This is a genomic window from Rhizobium sp. S163, assembly GCF_030380805.1.
Classification (GTDB): domain Bacteria; phylum Pseudomonadota; class Alphaproteobacteria; order Rhizobiales; family Rhizobiaceae; genus Rhizobium.
The window spans coordinates 748,082-767,902 of the sequence record NZ_JAUDSA010000003.1 but is presented as its reverse complement, the minus strand read 5'-3'; the positions used below and the strand labels follow the sequence as shown (position 1 = coordinate 767,902).

Sequence of the window (19,821 nt, the reverse complement as noted above, 5' to 3'; positions counted from 1 at the left end):
TGGTATGGGGAGGGTTCGATGTCGCTGATGTCTGTGCAGAGCCATACCCCCCTCTGTCCTGCCGGAGATCTCCCCCACAAGGGGGGAGATCGACTCGCGGATAGGTTTTCGCCAAACGTCGAGGTAGCAGCGAGCGGCTGCGCCCAGCCAATCTCCCCACTTGTGGGGGAGATGCCCGGCAGGGCAGAGGGGGGTATCACACGGTAAAACCTCGCTGACCGCCACCCCGACCCGAGCCGCCCGAAAGCCCGCCCAAGGAAGCGCGCATCCCCGCCCTCACGTCCCCGAAAAACGCGCCTCGGCAAGATCAGCCTCGCGCACCAGCTTCTTCATCAGTTCTTCCGAGAGCTTGCGGTTCTTGGCCAGCCGGAAGAACTCGGCGCGTTCGGCCTTGACGCCGGCGAGACGCAGCTTGCGTTCGATTTCTTCGCTGCGGCGGGCGAGCATGGCGTCGTCACCGGTCTTGGAGCGGCCGGCGATGCGTTGGCGGTAGATGTCCATCAGGCGGGCGCCGGCGTCGGCGTAGAGGTCGGCATCGGCGCGGCCTTCGCCCATGTCGTGCTGCAGCTGCTCGATCGCCTTGATGGCGGCCTCGGCGCCGCGAATGCGGGCTTCGTCCTCCTCGCGCTGGTGGGAGGGTTCAGCCGGCACATGCAGGTTCTTCAAGAGGAAGGGCAGGCCGATGCTGGCGGCGACGAGCGAGACGATGATGACGCCGGCGGCGAGGAAGATCGACAGGTCGCGGCCCGGGAAGGGCGAGCCGTCGCCCATGGTCAGCGGCAATGTCAGAACGCCGGCGAGCGTGATGGCGCTGCGGGCACCGGCAAGCGAGGTGGCAGCCACGAGGCGCCAGCTCGGGCGGGTGAACTCGTAGCCGCTGCGGGCGGCGCGGTAGAGTGTGAAGCGCAGCGACACCCAGACCCAGGAGAAGCGCAGCGCGGCGAGCGCCACGTTGATCGCGACGATGTAGACGATGAGCCACAGCGGGTCGTAATGCCCGGTTTCGCGGACGATGTTGATGGCGCTGGAGGCGATCTGCGGCAGCTGCTCGCCGAGCAGCACGAAGATGACGCCGTTCATGGCGAACTGGACAGTATCCCAGACGGCGGTGCGGCGCACGCGGGTGACGGCGGATGCGCGGCCGCTCTGCTCGCCGTAGCTCATGGTGATGCCGGCCGCGACCGCCGCCAGGATGCCGGAGCATTCCAGATGTTCGGCGATCAGATAGGCGGCGAAGGGGAGCAGCAGGCTGATCAGGATCAGCGAGCCTGTCTCCTCGCCAAGCTTGCGGGTGAGGAAGCGCTGCAACTGCATGACCGCCCAGGTGACGCCGACGCCGATGATAATGCCGCCGATCGCGACCCAGAAGAAGGTGCCGACCGCGTCCGTGAGTGAGAAAGTGCCGGTGAGTGCTGCGGCGACCGCAAAGCGCATGCAGACGAGGCCGGATGCATCGTTGAGCAGCGACTCCCCTTCGAGAATGTGCATCAGACGGTTGGGGATCGGCACGCGGGCGGCAATCGCGGAGACCGCGATCGGGTCCGTCGGCGAGAGGATGGCGGCCAGCGCGAAGGCGACGGCAAGCGGCATGGAGGGGATGAGCAGGTGGATGAGCAGGCCGACGCCGAGGACGGTGAAGATGACGAGGCCGAGCGCCAACTCGAGAATGACGCCCTTGTCGCGCAGCAGGCCTTCCTTGGGAATGCGCCAGCCATCGAGAAAGAGCAGCGGCGGCAGGAAGAGCAGGAAGAAGAGATCGGGATCGAGGCTGACACCGAGATCGGCCACCGAGGCGATGACGGCGCCGAGCGCGATCTGCACGAGAGGCGGCGGGATCGGGATCGGGGAGAGCCTGGTGAGTGTTCCGCTAACGACCACTGCAAACAGCAGGATCAACGAAACGCTGATGCTTTCCATGAAATGTCATGTCCTTCGTTCTTACCGTCGAAGTTCGGTTTTGCGGGTTTTTGGCTGTCGTTGCAACGCCAAAGGGCCCAGTTTCGGACCAAGTGCGACATTGCGCCATCGGCGCTTGCGCTGCGGTCAAGTCCTTGATGACGTTGGATCCGCTTACCCATACACGGCGGGCGGTATCACCAAGGCAGGCTGTTGCGGCTCCCCCGGCGGAGCCTTGTTGAACGCCAATGAGGCGGTCTTTCGATCACGCAGTCTGCGTGTTGTCGGTATCGGAGGCAAGCGAGGAGCCGTAGGTGGTCTGGTGGGCGCGGATGGCGGTCTGCATGTCGGTGAGGACCTGCGTGACGGCGGTATTGTCGCCGGCGCCGGCGCCGGCGCTCTCGGCGATCTTCGACGGATCTGCGGAGAGAACTTCGCTGGTCGTCAGCTTGCCGTCGTTGTTGCTGTCCATCAGCGCCAGAATGCCCTTGGGGCTGTTGCCGGAGAGGCTGCCATCGTCGCTGGACCCGTCGTCGCTTTCGCTCGACTGCTGCAACTGCAACATGAGGGAGAGGATATCGGCGGCGATCTTCTGGGTGACGCTGGCGCTGTCGGCGGTGCTGTTTGCCGTCGAGGCCTTGGTCGTCGTTGTCGCGGTCGTGCTGCTGGTGGTGTTGGCTGCGGCCAGTTCGTCGGCGGAGATGATGCCGTCGCCGTTCTTGTCGAGGCTGGAAATATACTGGGAGCCGTTGCCGCCCAGGGAGGAAACACTGGTCACTGGAATCTCCTTTGCGAGTCCATCGTGAAAACCGTCCTTCATGGACGAACAGGGACGGGCTAAGGTGATTTGCCGGCGGCGTCAAAAGGGGAATGTTGTGATGAATTTCAGCCGATTGACCGAGGTCAACAGGCGGGATTAAGATTTCGTTTACCCTATGTGTGCCGATGATTCGGGTTGGGCTGGGCGTCTCGCCCGAAGCCCAGCCTTTTCTCGTTTCAACCCCCGTCGAGCAAGTGCCACGCGACAGAGAGGGGCGGAGGGGACCGCATCACGCCGGGCCTCAATCCCCATGCGTCTCGTGGAAATCGGCCTGGCCGCGCTTCCAGTAGCCGGCGGCCTTGATCCAGGGCTTGGGGTGCCCGCGCTCCTCGACCATGACGACACGCAGGCGCTTGGCGAGCACGGTTTCGCAGGCGATCCAGACATAGCCGTCGCCTTCGGGCAACATGATATCGCGCAGCACCTGTTCGAGATCATCCGTGGTTCCGGCGGCTTGTGCGCCGCGATGCAGCCAGGTGACGGAGAGGTCGGCCTTGCGGGTGAAGGCCTGTTCCTCCTCGGGGCCGGCCACTTCGGCGACGACGATCGCCTTGGCGCCTTCAGGCAGTTCCTCGAGGCGGCGGCCGATGGCGGGGAGCGCAGTCTCGTCGCCGACAAGCAGGTACCAGTCGAAATCGGTGGAGACGACGAAGGAGCCGCGTGGGCCGCCGAGGCCGAGCCTGTCGCCGGGCTTGGCGTTTAGCGCCCATTCGGTGGCGGGGCCTGCCTCGTGCAGGGCGAAGTCGATGTCGAGTTCTCCGGCCACGGGATCATAGCGGCGGGGCGTGTAGTCGCGCAACGACGGGCGGTTTTCCGGGTCGATCAGCAGCTTGCCCTCGGGGCCCATTTCCGGAAAAGCCGGCTCCTCGCCAGGGCGGGGCACGAGGATCTTGACGTGGTCGTCATGGCCAAGGCTGACGAAGCCTTCGAGATCGGCACCCTCGAGCGTGACGCGCAGCATTTGCGGCGTAACGTATTCGACGCGGCGGACGGTGAGCACGCGGCGCTTGAGCTCGTGGCGGACGCGTTCGATCAGGTGGCGCTTTTCGGTGGGGGATGGCGTGGTGTTTGCCGTCATCTTTGGTTCCTTTTTAGAGAACCGGGACGCTCAGGACGCAGGCACGCCGCGCCGCTCGCACCCCGGCTTCGGGTTCGATCAGCGCGTTGGTTGACGTTAACGCTTACGTGCGGCGCCGCTCTCAAGGAGCGGATGCGGCAGATGTGTTTCTTACCTAGCCGGGGCAGGAGGGGCTGGCAAGATTAAAACATGATTTTTTGGTGAAGCTTTTGTAATCTTCGGCCGCTCTTGCCGTTTCGCGCGATTTCTGCCTTGCTTCGATCAGCTGTTCAACCGAAAGCCAGAGCCATGCCCGAGCCGGATCCGGAAGAAAAGATCGACGCCACCTTCCGCAACGGTTCGCTGACCGCCGCCGGCATCATCCTGGGCTTCTGCCTCACCTTCATCAGCCGCTGGGTCTCCAACCCGAACGACTGGAGCCCGATCGACATACTGCCGATGCTGCTGCTTGTCGTCGGCATCGCGCTTCAGGTGAAGGTCTTCGCCGATCTGCTCGCGCGGGATTCGCTGATTGCGGCCAAATACGATCGCTCGCGGCGGCTGTTTCTGATCGGGCTCACGATCGTGGCGGCGGGGATCGGGCTGGCGCTGCTCAACGATATATTGGGGCTGGGGTCGATGCCGATCTTGGGGTGAGGGTGCAACTCTCCCATGGATTGCACTTTTCGCGCGTGCATTTAATAATTGATTTCTAGTGATTCTGGGGGTCAATCAATGTCTTTCAAAGAACAGGTTACAGAACTCTCCAAGCGTGCCGTTTCCGCGCAGACTATTGCGTTAACAGAAGAGGCGACGAAGAATGCTCTAGTCATGCCATTTCTTCGAACTTTAGGCTTTGATGTTTTCGATCCCTCGCAGATTGTCCCGGAATTCACCGCGGATGTCGGTCTAAAGAAGGGCGAGAAAGTTGATTACGCGGTCAGGATCAATGATCGCATCGAGTATATACTGGAGGCGAAGGCTGTAAGCGCCAACCTGTCGCAAGCTCAATACAGCCAACTCTATCGATATTTCTCAACGACGGACTGCTCGATTGCCGTCCTGACGAACGGCATCCAGATCTGGTTCTTCACCGACCTTGATGCGCCAAACAAGTTGGACACCAATCCATTCTTCAAGTTCGATCTCTTCGACTACGACGACAACGATCTCAAGGAATTGGAGAAATTCCACAAGGATCGCTTCTCGATCGCCGACATCAAGAGTTCGGCCAATACGCTGAAACGGATGAAGGCTGCGATCAGCAGCATCGAATCGCAGTTCAACGATCCCGATGACGAGTTTGTCCGGATGATCTCGAAGGGGCTTTATGAAGGCAAGCTGACCTCAGCGGTGGTCAGCGAGTTCAAGCCGATCATCAAGCGCGCGTTCGAGGATCTGGTCAGGCAGAAGATACAGAAGAAGCTCACGGCCGCATTCAACGACAACGTCAATATCCCGACCATCAAGGACGTCGATTCCGTGACGCAATTGACGGAGGACGGCGATGGGATCGAGACGACGCAGGAGGAAGTCGACGGCTTCAACATCGTTCGCGCGATCGCCGCGGAGATCGCCGATATCTCCCGCGTGGTGATGCGCGATCAGAAATCGTATTGCGGCATCAACTTCGACGACAACAATCGAAAACCGATCGTCAGGCTTCACTTCAATTCGAAGACAAAATTTCTGACGATTTTCGATTCAGACAAAGCGGGCGCGCGATTTGATATCGTGCAGGTGACCGATATCTTCAAAGCGAAGACGCAAATTCAGTCCGTGATCCAATCATACATCGGAAACGGCGGCTAAGTGGCAGGGAATGAGCGGGCTCGCACCCGCTCACCCTATTCATTTCAGCTGATCACGTCCCGACGATCTTGTTGCAAGCGAGCGCGATCGCCGGGTTGCCGACGATGGCCAGTGCAAGGGACATTGCGATCAGGGATAGAGAGTAGCGTTTCATGGCATCCTCCTATTTGGGCCCGGACTATGGTGCGGGCGCGGGGAGTATGCGGGAGGTGGGCCTATATGCGAAGTCACGAAAGGGTGACGGCGGCTTTGGGCCGCCGAGTCTTCTCTAGCCGACCGCCTCGACAAATCCATCCAGCACCCGCTTCTCGCCGGCCTTGTCGAAGTCGATCGTCAGCTTGTTGCCCTCGATCATCTTGATGTTGCCGTTGCCGAACTTCATGTGGAAGACGCGGTCGCCGACGGTGAATTTCGAGGGCTGGGTCGCTGTCGACTTGGCGACGAGTTCGCCGTCGATGGTGCGGGTTTTCGGGCCGCTTTCGCCGTAGCCGATGCGCTCGACCGAATGGCCGGAGCGGGAGCCCCAGTTGTCGCGGGTGGCGTCGTTGCGGTTTTGCTGGGCGCGTTTCCAGCCGGGGGTGGAATAGCTGTTGGCGAAGGGCTCGGCCTTGTCGAAGCGCGACTGGCCGTAGCCGCCGCGGCCATAACCGCCGTAGCTCTGCTCGACTTCGGCGACCTCGACATGGGTGTCGGGCAGTTCGTCGAGGAAGCGCGAGGGGATGGTCGATTGCCACAGGCCGTGGATGCGGCGGTTGGAGACGAACCAGATGTGGCAGCGGCGCTTGGCGCGGGTGAGGCCGACATAGGCGAGGCGGCGCTCTTCCTCGAGGCCTGCGCGGCCGGTCTCGTCGAGCGAGCGCTGGTGCGGGAAGAGGCCTTCTTCCCAGCCCGGCAGGAAGACGGTCTCGAATTCGAGGCCCTTGGCCGAGTGCAGCGTCATGATGGAGACGGCGTCGAGGTTCTCGTTCTGCTCGGCGTCCATGACCAGCGATACGTGCTCGAGGAACCCGCGCATGGACTCGAAGCTCTCCATCGAGCGGATGAGTTCCTTCAGGTTGTCGAGGCGTGCGGGGGCATCGGCGGTCTTGTCGGCCTTCCACATGTCGGTATAGCCCGACTCTTCGAGGATCTGCTCGGCAAGCTCGGTATGTGATGTGTTTTCAAGCCTTTCCTGCCATCTGCGGAAAGATTGAATCACGTCAAACAAGGCCTTGCGCGCCTTCGGCTTCAGCTCGTCGGTCTCGATCATGTCGGCGGCCGCCGCCAGCATCGGGATATCGCGGGCGCGGGCATAATCGTGCAGCGCGCGCACGGTGGTGTCGCCGAGGCCGCGCTTCGGGGTGTTGATGATGCGCTCGAAGGCGAGATCGTCGGCCGGCTGGGCGACGAGGCGGAAATAGGCCATGGCATCGCGGATTTCGAGGCGCTCGTAAAAGCGCGGACCGCCGATGACGCGGTAGTTGAGGCCGAGCGTGACGAAGCGGTCTTCGAACTCGCGCATCTGGAAGGAGGCGCGCACGAGGATCGCGATGTCGTTCAGCTTGTGCTGATTGCGCTGCAGCTGCTCGATCTCGTCGCCGATGGCGCGGGCTTCTTCTTCCGAATCCCAGGAGGCGTGGACCTGCACCTTGATATCATCAGGGTCGCGGCGGTCGGTGAAGAGCGTTTTGCCGAGGCGGCCTTCATTGTGGGTGATCAGGTGCGCGGCGGCGCCCAGAATATGGGCGGTCGAGCGGTAGTTGCGCTCAAGCTTGATCACCTTGGCGCCGGGGAAATCCTTCTCGAAGCGCAGGATGTTGTCCACTTCGGCGCCGCGCCAGCCATAGATCGACTGGTCGTCGTCGCCGACGCAGCAGACATTCTGCGGCTCGCCCTTGGGGCGCTGGGCGAGCAGGCGCAGCCACATGTACTGGGCGGTGTTGGTGTCCTGATACTCGTCGACCAGGATATAGCGGAAGCGCTGATGGTATTCCTTGAGCAGATCGGGTGTCTTCCTGAAGATCGCGATCGGATGCATCAGGAGGTCGCCGAAATCGCAGGCGTTCAGCGTCGAGAGGCGCTGCTGATAGGCGAAGTAGAGTTCGCGGCCCTTGCCGTTGGCGAAGGCGCGCGCGTCGCCCTCGGGGATGTCGGCGGGGCCCAACCCCTTGTTCTTCCAGGTGTCGATCATCCCGGCGAACTGCTTGGCCGGCCAGCGCTTGTCGTCGAGGCCTTCGGCCTGGATCAGCTGCTTGACGAGGCGCACGACGTCGTCGGTGTCGAGAATGGTGAAATCGGAGCGCAGGTTGACGAGCTCGGCGTGGCGACGGAGCAGCTTGACGCCGATCGAGTGGAAGGTGCCGAGCCAGGGCATGCCCTCGACCGCGCCGCCGACCAGATGGGCGATACGCTCCTTCATCTCGCGGGCGGCCTTGTTGGTAAAGGTCACGGCGAGGATCTGCGAGGGGAAGGCGCGGTTGGTGTTCAGGATATGGGCGATGCGGGTGGTCAGCACGCGCGTCTTGCCGGTGCCGGCGCCGGCAAGCACGAGGACCGGGCCTTCCAGCGTTTCGACGGCTTCGGTCTGCTCGGGATTGAGGCCATCCAGATAATCCGGCCGCTCTCGAGCACCGCCACGGGCGGCCATGGCGCGGGCGGCGAGACCTCCGCCTGTCGGGGCGCCGCGGGCTGGAGCTGCGGGGGCCTGCTGCTTGCGCGGCGCTTCGCCCGGCTCCTCGTCGAAGAAGGGCATATCGTCGAAACTGTTGCTCATGGCGCGTAATGTAGTGATTCGGATCGGAAAGACCAGAAAAGATGTTCTGCTTTCATTCCCGGTCCACGGGATGTTGCGTGTTGCGGTGGGGAGCGGGTGGCGTTGTGCGGCGCCTCGTGTCCATTCACGTCGAGCAAGACGAGGGCTTGGCAGGTCCTCGGGACAAGCCCGAGGACGACGGTGGAAGGTGGATCACCCCTTGATGAAGGCCAACACATCCGCGTTGAAGCGTTCCGGCTCGACCTGGGCGAGGCCGTGGGCACTGCCCTCGTAGACCTTGAGCACGGCGCCCTTTACGATCTTCGAGGACTTCAGGGCGGCCGCGACGATAGGGACGATCTGGTCGTCGTCGCCGTGGATGAAGAGGGTCGGCTTGTCGATCTTGCGGAGGTCGTCGGTGTAGTCGACCTCGGAGAATTCGTGGATGCAGTCGTATTCGCCCTTGATGCCGCCGGCCATGCCCATCAGCCAGAAGGTCTCGCGCAGGCCTTCGTTGACCTTGGCGCCGTCGCGGTTGAAGCCGTAGAAGGGCATGGAGAGGTCGCGGAAGAATTGCGAGCGGTCGAGCGCGGTGCCCTTGCGGATGCCGTCGAAGACGTTGAGCGGCAGGCCCTCGGGGTTGGCGTCGGTTTTCAGCATCAGCGGCGGAACGGCGCCGACCAGCACCACCTTGGCGACGCGCTTGGTGCCGTGGCGTCCGAGATAATGGGCGACTTCGCCGCCACCGGTGGAGTGGCCGATCATGATCAGGTTCTTCAGGTCGAGCTTCTCGATCAGTTCGGCCAGATCGTCGGCATACTGGTCCATGTTGTTGCCGTCCCAGGTCTGGGAGGACTTGCCGTGGCTGCGGCGGTCATGGGCGATAACGCGGTAGCCGTTCTGGCCGAAATAGAGCATCTGCGCTTCCCAGGCGTCGCCCGAAAGCGGCCAGCCATGCGAAAAGAGGATCGGCTGGCCGGTGCCCCAATCCTTGTAGAAAATCTTCGTTCCGTCCTTGGTGGTGATCTTCGGCATGCTCGTCATCCTCTTTGCGTTCGCTGTTGAATGAATGGAGCGGCGGGCGCGCTTGCGGCCCATTGCGCGACGGCAGAGAACATCGGAATGATCAGAAACGAAAGCACTATCTGCCGGTCCGGTAGACATTTGCTCGTGTGGGCGTGCGCTTTTGCGAGGACGGCAACGTCAGGGCGAGATGACCGACATCCGCCGGTCACCAACAGTTGACATTACAATGCTGTAATGGGCGGCCAATTTGCTTGCCGCTGACCTGCAATCGGACAATAATTCCAGCGTTGCGCGGCGATTTGCCACGTATGCGCCTCTTTCGATCGACCCTGGACAACCTCGAGTCCCTCTGGAGACGTGAATGTCATTTTGGAAGCAGTTTACGATCTGTCTCATCGTTATCGCCGCTGGCGTTACCGGATGGGCTGTCTTTGTGCCCGGCGCGCGCGATACGCTGCGCAATGCCGGCGTTCCCGAAGCTCTTGTCGGCAAGGCGATCGATCCTGACAATGCAGGCCGCGCGGCGGCGCCTACAGCAGGCGGCGAGCAGGCGAGCAATCGTCGCTCAGGCGGCGGCAATGGTGGCGGTGGCGGACGCAACGGCGCGGTGCTTGTCGTCACGCAGGCCGTCGTGCCCGGTGTCGTCAATGATCGGCTTGGCGCGATCGGCACGGGCGATGCGATCCGCTCGGTGGTGGTGACGCCGCAGGCTAGCGGTCTCATCCGCGAAATCCTCGTCAAGTCCGGCGACCGGGTCAAGCAGGGGCAGATCATCGCCAAGCTCGACAGCGAGGAGCAGGTGATCGTCAAGGGCCAGGCCGAAGTCGCGCTGAAATCGGCGGTCGAAAAGTCCAGCCTCTACAACAATATCAAGTCCAGCGTCTCGCGCATGGACGTGTTCGATCAGGAGATCGCCGAGCAGAATGCGCGGCTGCAATTGCAGGCGGCGCAGCTCAGCCTCGATCGCCGCAACATCCTGGCGCCGATCGACGGCATCGTCGGCATCATGCCTGTCAATATCGGCGACAACGTCTCGACGACGACGCCGATCGTGACGCTCGACGATCGCACGGAGATCCTCGTCGACTACTGGGTGCCGGAGCGTTTCGCCAATACGGTCAAGGTCGGCCAGGCGGTCGAGGCGACGTCGGTGGCGCGGCCGGGGCAGGTGTTTTCGGGCGCCGTCGAGGCGATCGACAACCGCGTCGATCCGGCGAGCCGTACGCTCCGGATGCGGGCGCGGATCAACAACGCCGCCGACGAGCTGCGCGCCGGCATGTCGTTCAGCGTCGGCATGCGGTTCGATGGCGACCAGTATCCTGCCGTCGATCCGCAGTCGGTGCAGTGGGATTCGCAAGGGTCCTTCGTCTGGCGCGTGGCCGAGCAGAAGTCGCACAAGGTGCGCGTCAGCATCGTGCAGCGCAATCCCGACTATGTGCTGGTCAAGGGCAATCTCGATAATGGCGACCTGATTGTCACGCAGGGCCTGCAGCGCGTGCGCGAGGGCGGGCCGGTGCGCTCCGAAGGGGGCGAACTTGCCGCCAAGGAGCCCGTCACCTGATGAGCGAGAGCGGCACCCACAACAACACGCCTTCGGGCAAGCAGACATTCACGGCGCTCTTCGTGCGCCGGCCGATCCTGGCCTTGGTGTTCAACACGCTGATGATCGTCGCGGGTCTCGCCGCCTATGTCGGCATCGAGGTGCGCGAGCTGCCTGACGTCGACCGGCCGGTCGTCACCGTGCGCACCACCTTCGACGGCGCGTCGCCGCAGACGATCGACCAGGAGGTGACCAAGGTCATCGAGGGCGCATCGGCGCGCGTCAGCGGGCTGAAGTCGATTTCGTCGAGCTCGCAGTTCGGCCAGAGCCGGGTGACGCTGGAATTTTCGGATACGGTGGATCTCGCGGTCGCCGCCAACGATGTGCGTGATGCGATCGGGCGGATCACCGACCGGCTGCCTGACGACGCCGACGCGCCGCAGATCGTCAAGGCGGATTCGGATTCGCAGCCGATCATGCGTCTCGCCGTCACCTCCACCAAGCTCAACATGGACGACCTGACGCTGCTGGTCGACAACGAGGTGATCGACCGGCTGGCTTCCGTCGACGGCGTTGCCGATGTCGAAAGCTATGGCGACCAGGAGAAGGTGTTTCGGGTCGATGTCGATCAGTCGGAGCTCGCGAGCCGCGGGCTGACGATCGGCGATCTCACCAACGCGCTGTCGAATGCAGCACTCGACGTGCCGGCCGGCTCGCTGAAGAGCCCGACGCAGAACATCGTGGTGCGCGCCACCGCCAGCCTGCAGAAGCCCGAGGATTTCGCCAACGTCATGCTGCTCGACCGCGTGCGTCTCGGCGATGTGGCGACCGTGACGCTCGGACCGCGCGACGGGCAGACGGCGCTGCGCTCGAACGGCGTGCCCGGCATCGGCCTCGGCGTCATCCGCCAGGCGCAGTCGAATACGCTGAATATTTCCAACGGCATCAAGGCCGCGGTCGAGCAGCTGTCGAAGACGTTGCCCGAGGGTACCAGGATCGCCATCACCAGCGATGACGCGGTGTTCATCCAGGGCGCCATCCACGAAGTGGTGCTGGCGCTGGTGCTGGCCGCCGTCATCGTCACGGCCGTCATCTATCTCTTCCTGCGCGACTGGCGGGCGACAATCATTCCGGCGGTGAGCATGCCGGTGGCGCTGATCGGCACGCTGGCGGCGATCTACATGGTCGGCTTCTCGATCAATATCCTGACGCTGCTGGCGATCGTGCTTGCGACCGGTCTCGTGGTCGACGATGCCATCGTGGTGCTCGAAAACATCGTGCGACGGCGCGCGCAGGGCATGGGGCCGCGCGCGGCCGCCGTGCTTGGCACGCGCGAGGTGTTCTTCGCTGTTATCGCGACGACGGCGACGCTGGCGGCGGTGTTCATTCCGCTGTCGTTCCTGCCGGGGCAGGTCGGCGGCCTGTTCCGCGAGTTCGGCTTCGTTCTCGCGTTTTCGGTCGGTCTGTCGTCGCTGGTGGCGCTAACGCTTTGCCCGATGATGGCGTCGCGCATGCTGACCCGGGAGATGAAAGAGGATCACGGGATGCTCGGCCGCTTCGGCGACCGGTTTTCCAGCGCCTATGAATGGTGCCTGCAGCGCTGCCTGAATGCGCCCTTCGTGGTCATCGTGTTCTCGGTGATCTTCGCCGGTGCCGCCGTCGTGGCCTTTACCGGCGTGAAGAGCGAGCTGACGCCCAACGAGGACCGTGCGATGGTGATGATGCGGCTGACGACGCCGCAGGGATCGAGCCTCGAATATACGCGCGACAAGCTGCAGCTGGTCGAAGAGTATCTGCAGCCGCTGGTCGATAGCGGCGATATCCGCAACGTCTTTTCCGTCTCCGGCCAGAACGGGCAGGCCAATAGCGGCTTCATGGTGCTGACGCTGGCGCCCTGGGGCGAACGCGAACGCACGCAGGGCGAAATCGTCGCGGATATCAATCGCGCGGCTTTGAAGGTGCCGGCGCTGCGCGGCAATGCGATCCAGTCCAACAGCCTGCGCATTCGCGGCGCCGGCAACGGGCTGCAGATGGCGCTGATCGGCAGCGACTACGATGCGCTGACACAATCGGCGCTGAAACTGGTGCAGGCGCTCGATGCCACCGGTCGCTATGACACGCCGCGCCTCGCCAACGAGCCGACGCAGGCGCAGGTGTCGATCTCGATCGATCGCGAGCGGGCGTCCGATCTCGGCATCAACATTACCGGCCTGTCGACCGCCATCCAGTCGCTGCTGGAAGGGCGCTCTGTTGTCGACGTGTTCGTCAAGGGTGACGCCTATCCGGTGCTTTTGACCTCGAACACGCGGCCGCTCGACGATCCGACCGATCTGGAGAACGTGTTCCTGAAAACCGGCGACGGCAAGATCGTGCCGATGTCGGTCATCGCTTCGCTGCAGGAGGGTGCCGTGGCGCCGCAGCTCAATCGCGAGCAGCAGCTGGCGTCGGTGGCGATTACCGCCGGCCTGAAGGATGGCGTGTCGCTTGGCGATGCGGTGAAAGAGGCCGTGACGCTGGCCGGGCCGCTGCTTCCCTCGGGGGCGCGGCTTATGCCGCTTGCGGAAGCGGCGACGCTGGAAGAAAACGCCAACGGCATGGCGCTGACCTTCGGCTTTGCGATCATCATCATCTTCCTGGTGCTGGCGGCGCAGTTCGAGAGCATGCTCTCATCCGTGATCATCATGTCGACGGTGCCGCTGGGGCTTGCCTGCGCGGTCTTCGCGCTTGTCATCACAGGTTCCAGCCTCAACATCTACAGCCAGATCGGCCTGGTTTTGCTCGTCGGCGTCATGGCCAAGAACGGCATCCTGATCGTCGAGTTCGCCAACCAGCTGCGCGATCAGGGCGAGGACGTCCGGGCGTCGATCGAGAAGGCGTGTGCACTGCGTCTGCGTCCCGTGATGATGACGATGATCGCCACCATCCTCGGCGGCGTGCCGCTGGTCTTCGCGCATGGCGCGGGTGCGGAGGCGCGCGTGGCACTCGGATGGGTGATCGTCGGCGGGCTTGGCTTCGCGACGCTGGTGACGCTGTTCATCACGCCCGTCGCCTATCTGCTGATCGCCCGCTTCGCCAAGCCGCATGCGCATGAAGAGGCGCGGTTGCATCAGGAGATGGAACATGCCGAGCGGCCGAAAATCGTTGCCGCGCGAGATCAGCTCGAAGCCGCCGAGTAACAAACGCCGCCTGTCGGCCGTGCCTTCGGGCCGGTCGCGGGCGGCGTTCTCGTATGGTTTCCGATCGGTTGCGTAACACGCTAAATTAATTGCAGCTTTTAGCTGTTTTTTAAGCATAAGCCGTAATCATTGGCATCGATACCGATGGTCTCCCAGCGTTTCGGGAGGCTGCACGGCGCCGCTGTTTGGCGCCCCCGGACATGAGTGTTCGCGGCACCGGTTCATTTGTACCTGTTGCGTATTGTTGTGTTCGGAGTTCTGTATCCGTGAGTATTTATCGGCGCACTTCGGTGGATGCCGCGCTTTATGTATTGCGCGACATCGGGAATAAACTGACGACGACCCAGAGGCAGGTCTCCACCGGCCTCCGGGTCGAGCGCGCCTCGGATAATGGCGCCTATTGGGCAATCAGCTCGACATTGAAAAGCGACCAGAGGGCTCAGTCGACGGTGCGCGACGCGCTGGGGCTGGCGGCCGCGACGATGGACACGGCCTATACCGCCGTCGGCGAATCGACCGATCTCGTCAGCCAGATCAAGGCCAAGCTCGTGGCCGCGACCGAGGATGGCGCCGACAAGGACAAGATCAATCTCGATATCACGCATCTGAAAGATCAGCTTCGTTCCGTTTCCGCGGCGGCGAGCTTCAACAACGACAATTGGGTGGCGATCGACGATGGCGACGATCCGGCCAAGCCGCGAGAGATCCCGGCGTCGTTCACGCGACATCCCGATGGAAGCGTCGAAATCGGAACGTTGAGCTACGAGGTCGATATCGCGCCGGTGGGATCGACGACATCCAAGGACGCGCGCTACCTGATCGACGATCGGACCACGGGCTCGGGCGAATATGGGGCGCTGACCTCGCAGTATTTTGCGACAGAGGCCGGCGCCTCGAAGAACTATGTGATGCTGGCCAGCGCCGGCAATACGGCAGGGCAGGTCGAGATCGGGGTGTCGTCGAGCACGACCACCGCTGAGGTGAGGGAGATGGTCTCCGTCGTCGACAAGATGCTCGGGCAGATGACGACGATCGGCTCGTCTTTCGGCGCGTTGGAAAAGCGTATCAGCCTGCAGAGCGACTTCGCGCAGACCCTGGGCGATGCCTTCGCGCGTGGAATGAGCCGATTGATCGATGCCGACATGGAGGAGCAATCGAGCCGGCTCGCGGCGCTGCAGACGCAAGAGCAGCTGGGCCTGCAATCGCTCAACATTGCGAACGCCACCTATGACACGGTGCGGCAGCTGTTCCAGAACTTCTGAGGCCGCATAGCCTTCGCGATTTCGACACCGGCGCCGCCGACGCCGGTGACTTTTTCGGGAGTTCCGGCTCTAAGGCTGTGCAATCCATCGATTTTCCAGTATTCAGGGCGCGCGCTTCATCTTCTTGCCGCATTCCTTAATACTGCTCGCATCACCATCGAATTGGAGATACGCCTGTCCATGATCAAGAAATTCATCCTTCTCGCCGTTGCCGCGACCTATCTCAGCGCCTGCACGACGACGGATCCGTATACGGGCCAGCAGAAGATGTCGAACACATCGGGCGGCGCGCTGCTCGGTGCCGGCGTCGGCGCATTGGCGGGTCTGGCTGTCGGCGGTTCGCCGGTCGGCCGGCGTAACGCGGCGCTGATCGGCGCCGGTGTCGGCGCTCTCGCCGGCGGCGCGATCGGCAACTACATGGACCAGCAGGAATCGGAACTGCGCGCGCAGCTCCAGGGCACCGGCATCTCCGTTACCCGCAACGGCGACAACATCATCCTGAACATGCCGTCGAACATCACCTTCGACGTCGACCAGGACGCCGTGAAGCTGGGCTTCTACCCGACGCTGAACTCGGTGGCGATCGTGCTGCGCAAGTTCAACCGCACGCTGATCGACGTCAACGGCCACACCGATTCGACCGGCAGCCTGCAGCACAACCAGGATCTGTCGCAGCGCCGTGCCGAGTCGGTTGCCGGCTATCTCGGCGGCCAGGGCATCGACCAGCGCCGCATGTCGGCCGTCGGCTTCGGCCCGTCGCAGCCGGTGGCTTCCAACGCTTCGGAGGCCGGACGCGCGCAGAACCGCCGCGTCGAAATCCAGATTGCGCCGATCACCCAGAGCTGATAGGCCTCGCTTGAGAGTTAAGACGGCCGGGCTCGATGCCCGGCCGTTTTGCGTTAGAGTCGCTTGAATTACGCAATTCCGGACGGAAAACCGCTTCACACTTTTCCTGGCATTGCTTCAAGGGTGCATGACCGCACCCTTGGTGATCTTGTCGACGATCTTCTTGTCGGCGCGCATCGCGATGCCGACGACCTTGGCGTCCTCAGGCGCGTATTCCGCAAAGACGGCGCGGTTGGCGGCGTCGTGGCCGGTCGCAAACATCTCCTCGATGAAGAGCGACGCGGTGATGCCGCGCTCCAGCGTGCGGCGGTGGATGGTGGGCATGGTCTCCTCAGGCGCCGCCAGAACGATGATCGGCTGGATCGAGAGCGGGTTGTAGAGATTGCCCGACCGATCCTTGTAGGCGTCGCCGATGATCTCGGGGTTCTGGCCGGTGATCCCGCTCATCAGGAAGGCGGTGACATTCAGCGTCTGCCAGGATGGAAGATTGTTTCGCAGCACGATCGCAATTTTGGTATCAAACATTCCAGTCTCTTTTCATGCGGGTTTTGACGTCGGTTGGGCCAGAATCTAAGCCATCACGCCCTTGAGGGTCTTGAACGTTTGTGCACGGAGCCGGGCGCGGTTGCGCCTGGGATCGTCACCGCGCCTGCCTTTCCCGGCATCGAGCGTATCGAAGCGAACTTTGCCGGGAACGCCTTCGAGCCGCATCGTCACGATACTTATGCGCTTGGGGTGACGCTGAAGGGCGTGCAGACTTTCTCCTATCGCGGCGAGCGGCGCTTCAGCCTGCCGGGGCAGGTGATTGTGCTGCATCCCGACGAGGAGCATGATGGCGGGGCGGGTACCGATCACGGGCTGCAGTACCGCATGCTCTATCTGGAGCCGGCGCTGCTCTTCGATTGTCTGGAAGCGGCGCGCATCGGCTTGCCCTTCGTCGATCAGCCTGTCTTCAACGATCCCGTGCTTGCCGGCACGCTTCTGGCGGCGCTTGGCGAGCTGGACCGGGAGCTGGACGAGCTCTTCGTCGACGACTTCGTGTCACGCGTGGCGAATGGTCTGGCGCGGCATGCGGGTACTCCGCGTCGGCCGCTTGGCAGCATTGCCTGGCAACGGGCGAGACTGGCGCGGGATTATCTCGAGGCGCATGCGACGCGGCCGGTGACGTCGGCCGAACTGGAGGCCGTGACCGGGCTCGACCGGTTTCAGCTGGCGCGGCATTTCCGGGCGGCGTTCGCGACCAGCCCGCACCGCTATCTCCTCATGCGGCGGCTGCAGCAGGCGCGCGCGATGATCGGGGCCGGGCAGGCGCTTGCCGAGGCGGCCTTCGCCACCGGCTTTGCCGACCAGAGCCATTTCAACCGGCATTTCAAGAAGGCATACGGCATGACGCCCGGCCAATGGGCCGGGCTGAGGCGAGACCTTTTCTAGGCCGGATTTTCCGCGAGGCCGGAGCGCCGGGCAATGAAGCGGGCAAGCATGGGGCCGGTGAACAGGATGATCAGGAAGCGGCCGGTCTGCATGGCCATCACGAAGGGGACATCGACGTCGCTGGACGCCGCGATGATGGCGACGGAATCGGCGCCGCCCGGGCTGGTGGCGAGATAGGCGGTCAGCGGATCGACACCGGCGAAGACGTGCAGCGCGTAGGCCATGCAGCCGCATAGCGACATCAGAAACAGGATCGAGGCGGCGACGCGCGGCAGGGCGCGGGCGGCATGGGCGATGATCCCGCGGGTAAAGCGCAGCCCGATGCTCCAGCCGATCAAGGCATAGCTGATCGCCAGCAGCCACATGGGCAGCTCAATCTTCAACAGGCCGAAGCCCTGCAGCAGCGAGCCGACAACGAGCGGCACGATGATGGTGCCGCCGGGAATGCGGAAGCGGACAGCACAAAAGGCCGAGACGATCGTCAGTGCGACGGTTGCGGCAAGGGCCGGCCAGTCGATCGGCGGAAACATGATGAGCGGCGGCGGCTCGCCGCCATCGGCTGCCACCCACAGGCGGGCGACGACGGAAGCTGCTACGGCCACGAAGACGACGCGCAGATATTGCATGAAGGCGACGAGGCGCGCGTCGGCGCCATAGGCTTCCGACATGATGACCATGGCCGATGCCGCACCCGGCGATGAGCCCCAGACCGCCGTCGTGCCTGGGAGCACCTGCCAGCGGGTCAAGAGCCAGCCGAGCAAGCCGGCGGCGGCGATGACGGCGAAGATCATGGAAAGGAAGAGCGGCGCGTCGGTCGCCATCGTCTGGAGGATGTCGACGGTGATGGCGCGGGCCATCATGAAGCCCACCAGCGCCTGGCCGAACAGCAGCGGCCAGCGCGGGACGCGCAGCGATCCCTGGCCGATAGAGACCGCGAGCACGATCGCGGCGACCATCGGGCCGATCAGCAGCGAGGCGGGCAGGCCGAGCATTTCCAGGCCGACGACGAGGATGGTGGAGAGGGCGAGCAGGAATGCCCAGCGCGGCAGGCTGGCGGTTCGGAGTTTGCGGCTGGCGTCTTTCAACGGCTTATCCGATGCATGTCTTGCCAATGCTGATGACGGGTCGATGTGACGTCTTGGGGGAGCGGCAGAGGCTTTGCTGGAAAATCGGCGGGCGCCGATGGCGTGCCGTGGATATAGGCGCGGGCGGGGCCGGGGGTCAATTGCGAATTCTTGAGCTTTTACATCCTCACATTGGCGGCGAGGAAATCGAGGAGCGCGCGCACCCGCGCCGGCAGAGGGCCGCCCTGACCGATATAGACGGCGTGGAACTCCTCGGTGTCTCTAGGATTGACGTCCTCGAGAAGCGGGATCAGGCGGCCGGCCTTGATATCGGCGCGGACGGTGAAGCGGGCGAGGCGGCCAAGGCCGGCGCCCGACAAGGCCATGTGCCGCATCGCCTCTCCATCGGCGACCTGGATGCCCGGTGCAAGAGGTAAGCGGATCACGTCGCCGCCATCGCGCATGGGCCAGCCCTCGACGCTGCGGGCATAGGAGAGGCCGATGCGGCGGTGATGCTCGAGATCGGACACGGTGGCGGGTGTGCCGTATGTTTCCAGGTAACCGGGCGAGGCGACGATGACCATGTCCGTCGCGCCGAGCTTGCGGGCGATCAGCGTCGAGCTCTTCAGCGGTCCGGCGCGGATGGCGACGTCGGCGCGGTCATCGAGCAGGTCGACGACCCTGTCGGTGTGGGAGATATCGAGCGTGATCCTGGGGTGGAGCGCAAGGAAGCCCGAGACGAGCGGCGCGAGGATGTGATTGCCGAACGAGGCGCTGGTGTTGATGCGCACCGGGCCGGCGGCAAGTTCTCCCGATGATGCGGAACGCTCGGCCTCGGCGATATCGGCAAGAATGGTGACGCTGCGCTCATAGAAGGCGCAGCCCTCGGGTGTCAGTTGCAGCTTGCGGGTGGAGCGGTTGACGAGGCGGGCGCCGAGCCGTGCTTCCAGCCGCGCGACCAGCTTGCTGACGGCCGATGGCGTCATGCGGCAGGCGTGGGCGGCGGCGGTGAAGCCGCCCAGTTCCACAGCGCGGACGAAGACTTCCATCTCTCCGGAGCGGTTGATGTCTGGTCTGCTCATGATGACTTCAATTCATGAATTGTGTTCCTGACGGCAATCTATTTCATCGCGTGTGGAGTGTCTATCTCTGGTGAAACA

The 19,821-nt window shown here is 63.4% G+C and carries 15 protein-coding genes; 7 read left to right on the top strand and 8 right to left on the bottom strand.

The features are described from left to right. Positions 1-276: 276 nt before the first annotated feature. The 3 genes from QTL96_RS04050 to QTL96_RS04040 form a co-directional block, all read right to left on the bottom strand. Positions 277-1,917, bottom strand: a complete 1,641-nt coding sequence (locus QTL96_RS04050) for a Na+/H+ antiporter (protein ID WP_289726781.1) — start codon at positions 1,915-1,917, stop codon at positions 277-279. Positions 1,918-2,161: 244 nt separating this feature from the next. Then, a complete protein-coding gene (locus QTL96_RS04045; RefSeq protein WP_289726780.1) occupies positions 2,162-2,674 on the bottom strand; it encodes a hypothetical protein in 513 nt (170 codons plus the stop codon). 283 nt (positions 2,675-2,957) lie between these two features. Continuing rightward, positions 2,958-3,794, bottom strand: coding sequence for a siderophore-interacting protein (locus QTL96_RS04040; RefSeq protein ID WP_289726779.1), 837 nt, complete (start codon positions 3,792-3,794; stop codon positions 2,958-2,960). A gap of 288 nt (positions 3,795-4,082) precedes the next feature. Between QTL96_RS04040 and QTL96_RS04035 the strand changes: the two genes are divergently transcribed. After that, positions 4,083-4,430, top strand: a complete 348-nt coding sequence (locus QTL96_RS04035; RefSeq protein ID WP_111562089.1) for a hypothetical protein — start codon at positions 4,083-4,085, stop codon at positions 4,428-4,430. Between the two features lie 78 nt (positions 4,431-4,508). After that, positions 4,509-5,585, top strand: a complete 1,077-nt coding sequence (locus QTL96_RS04030; RefSeq protein WP_289726778.1) for a type I restriction endonuclease — start codon at positions 4,509-4,511, stop codon at positions 5,583-5,585. A gap of 268 nt (positions 5,586-5,853) precedes the next feature. Here QTL96_RS04030 and QTL96_RS04025 read toward each other — a convergent pair whose 3' ends face one another. Together QTL96_RS04025 and QTL96_RS04020 are read right to left on the bottom strand one after the other, a co-directional pair. Beyond that, positions 5,854-8,337, bottom strand: coding sequence for a UvrD-helicase domain-containing protein (locus QTL96_RS04025; RefSeq protein ID WP_289726777.1), 2,484 nt, complete (start codon positions 8,335-8,337; stop codon positions 5,854-5,856). A 192-nt stretch (positions 8,338-8,529) separates the two neighbouring features. Further along, the gene (locus tag QTL96_RS04020; protein ID WP_289726776.1) at positions 8,530-9,351 is read right to left on the bottom strand and encodes an alpha/beta hydrolase; all 822 of its coding nucleotides are present in this window, start codon (positions 9,349-9,351) and stop codon (positions 8,530-8,532) included. A gap of 352 nt (positions 9,352-9,703) precedes the next feature. On the opposite strand from QTL96_RS04020, the gene QTL96_RS04015 reads away from it, so the two are divergent. From QTL96_RS04015 to QTL96_RS04000, 4 genes are all read left to right on the top strand, one after another. Continuing rightward, entirely contained in the window at positions 9,704-10,903 is a 1,200-nt protein-coding gene (locus QTL96_RS04015; protein ID WP_112941890.1) for an efflux RND transporter periplasmic adaptor subunit, read from the top strand. Further along, positions 10,903-14,058, top strand: coding sequence for an efflux RND transporter permease subunit (locus QTL96_RS04010; protein ID WP_289726775.1), 3,156 nt, complete (start codon positions 10,903-10,905; stop codon positions 14,056-14,058). Before QTL96_RS04015 ends, QTL96_RS04010 begins: the two co-directional genes overlap by 1 nt. 266 nt (positions 14,059-14,324) lie before the next feature. Next, complete coding sequence (locus QTL96_RS04005; RefSeq protein ID WP_289726774.1) at positions 14,325-15,320, top strand: flagellin; 996 nt, start codon at positions 14,325-14,327, stop codon at positions 15,318-15,320. Between the two features lie 180 nt (positions 15,321-15,500). Further along, entirely contained in the window at positions 15,501-16,166 is a 666-nt protein-coding gene (locus tag QTL96_RS04000; RefSeq protein WP_289726773.1) for an OmpA family protein, read from the top strand. A 117-nt stretch (positions 16,167-16,283) separates the two neighbouring features. Here QTL96_RS04000 and QTL96_RS03995 read toward each other — a convergent pair whose 3' ends face one another. Beyond that, positions 16,284-16,691, bottom strand: coding sequence for a DUF2000 family protein (locus tag QTL96_RS03995; RefSeq protein ID WP_289726772.1), 408 nt, complete (start codon positions 16,689-16,691; stop codon positions 16,284-16,286). Between the two features lie 33 nt (positions 16,692-16,724). On the opposite strand from QTL96_RS03995, the gene QTL96_RS03990 reads away from it, so the two are divergent. Continuing rightward, a complete protein-coding gene (locus tag QTL96_RS03990; protein ID WP_289726771.1) occupies positions 16,725-17,597 on the top strand; it encodes an AraC family transcriptional regulator in 873 nt (290 codons plus the stop codon). On the opposite strand, the gene QTL96_RS03985 is transcribed toward QTL96_RS03990, so the two are convergent. Both QTL96_RS03985 and QTL96_RS03980 read right to left on the bottom strand, forming a co-directional pair. Beyond that, positions 17,594-18,682, bottom strand: a complete 1,089-nt coding sequence (locus QTL96_RS03985) for an AbrB family transcriptional regulator (protein WP_289726770.1) — start codon at positions 18,680-18,682, stop codon at positions 17,594-17,596. The two genes, QTL96_RS03990 and QTL96_RS03985, sit on opposite strands and share 4 nt — an antisense overlap. A 158-nt stretch (positions 18,683-18,840) precedes the next feature. After that, a complete protein-coding gene (locus QTL96_RS03980; protein ID WP_289726769.1) occupies positions 18,841-19,743 on the bottom strand; it encodes a LysR family transcriptional regulator in 903 nt (300 codons plus the stop codon). Between the last annotated feature and the right edge of the window lie 78 nt (positions 19,744-19,821).

Bases quoted from the DNA above. Each gene is read 5' to 3' on its own strand.
- QTL96_RS03995 (WP_289726772.1), bottom strand. From the start codon at position 16,691: ATGTTTGATACCAAAATTGCGATCGTGCTGCGAAACAATCTTCCATCC.
- QTL96_RS04000 (WP_289726773.1), top strand. From the start codon at position 15,501: ATGATCAAGAAATTCATCCTTCTCGCCGTTGCCGCGACCTATCTCAGC.
- QTL96_RS03980 (WP_289726769.1), bottom strand. From the start codon at position 19,743: ATGAGCAGACCAGACATCAACCGCTCCGGAGAGATGGAAGTCTTCGTC.
- QTL96_RS04015 (WP_112941890.1), top strand. From the start codon at position 9,704: ATGTCATTTTGGAAGCAGTTTACGATCTGTCTCATCGTTATCGCCGCT.
- QTL96_RS04050 (WP_289726781.1), bottom strand. From the start codon at position 1,917: ATGGAAAGCATCAGCGTTTCGTTGATCCTGCTGTTTGCAGTGGTCGTT.
- QTL96_RS04025 (WP_289726777.1), bottom strand. From the start codon at position 8,337: ATGAGCAACAGTTTCGACGATATGCCCTTCTTCGACGAGGAGCCGGGC.
- QTL96_RS04010 (WP_289726775.1), top strand. From the start codon at position 10,903: ATGAGCGAGAGCGGCACCCACAACAACACGCCTTCGGGCAAGCAGACA.
- QTL96_RS04035 (WP_111562089.1), top strand. From the start codon at position 4,083: ATGCCCGAGCCGGATCCGGAAGAAAAGATCGACGCCACCTTCCGCAAC.
- QTL96_RS04040 (WP_289726779.1), bottom strand. From the start codon at position 3,794: ATGACGGCAAACACCACGCCATCCCCCACCGAAAAGCGCCACCTGATC.
- QTL96_RS04030 (WP_289726778.1), top strand. From the start codon at position 4,509: ATGTCTTTCAAAGAACAGGTTACAGAACTCTCCAAGCGTGCCGTTTCC.
- QTL96_RS04020 (WP_289726776.1), bottom strand. From the start codon at position 9,351: ATGCCGAAGATCACCACCAAGGACGGAACGAAGATTTTCTACAAGGAT.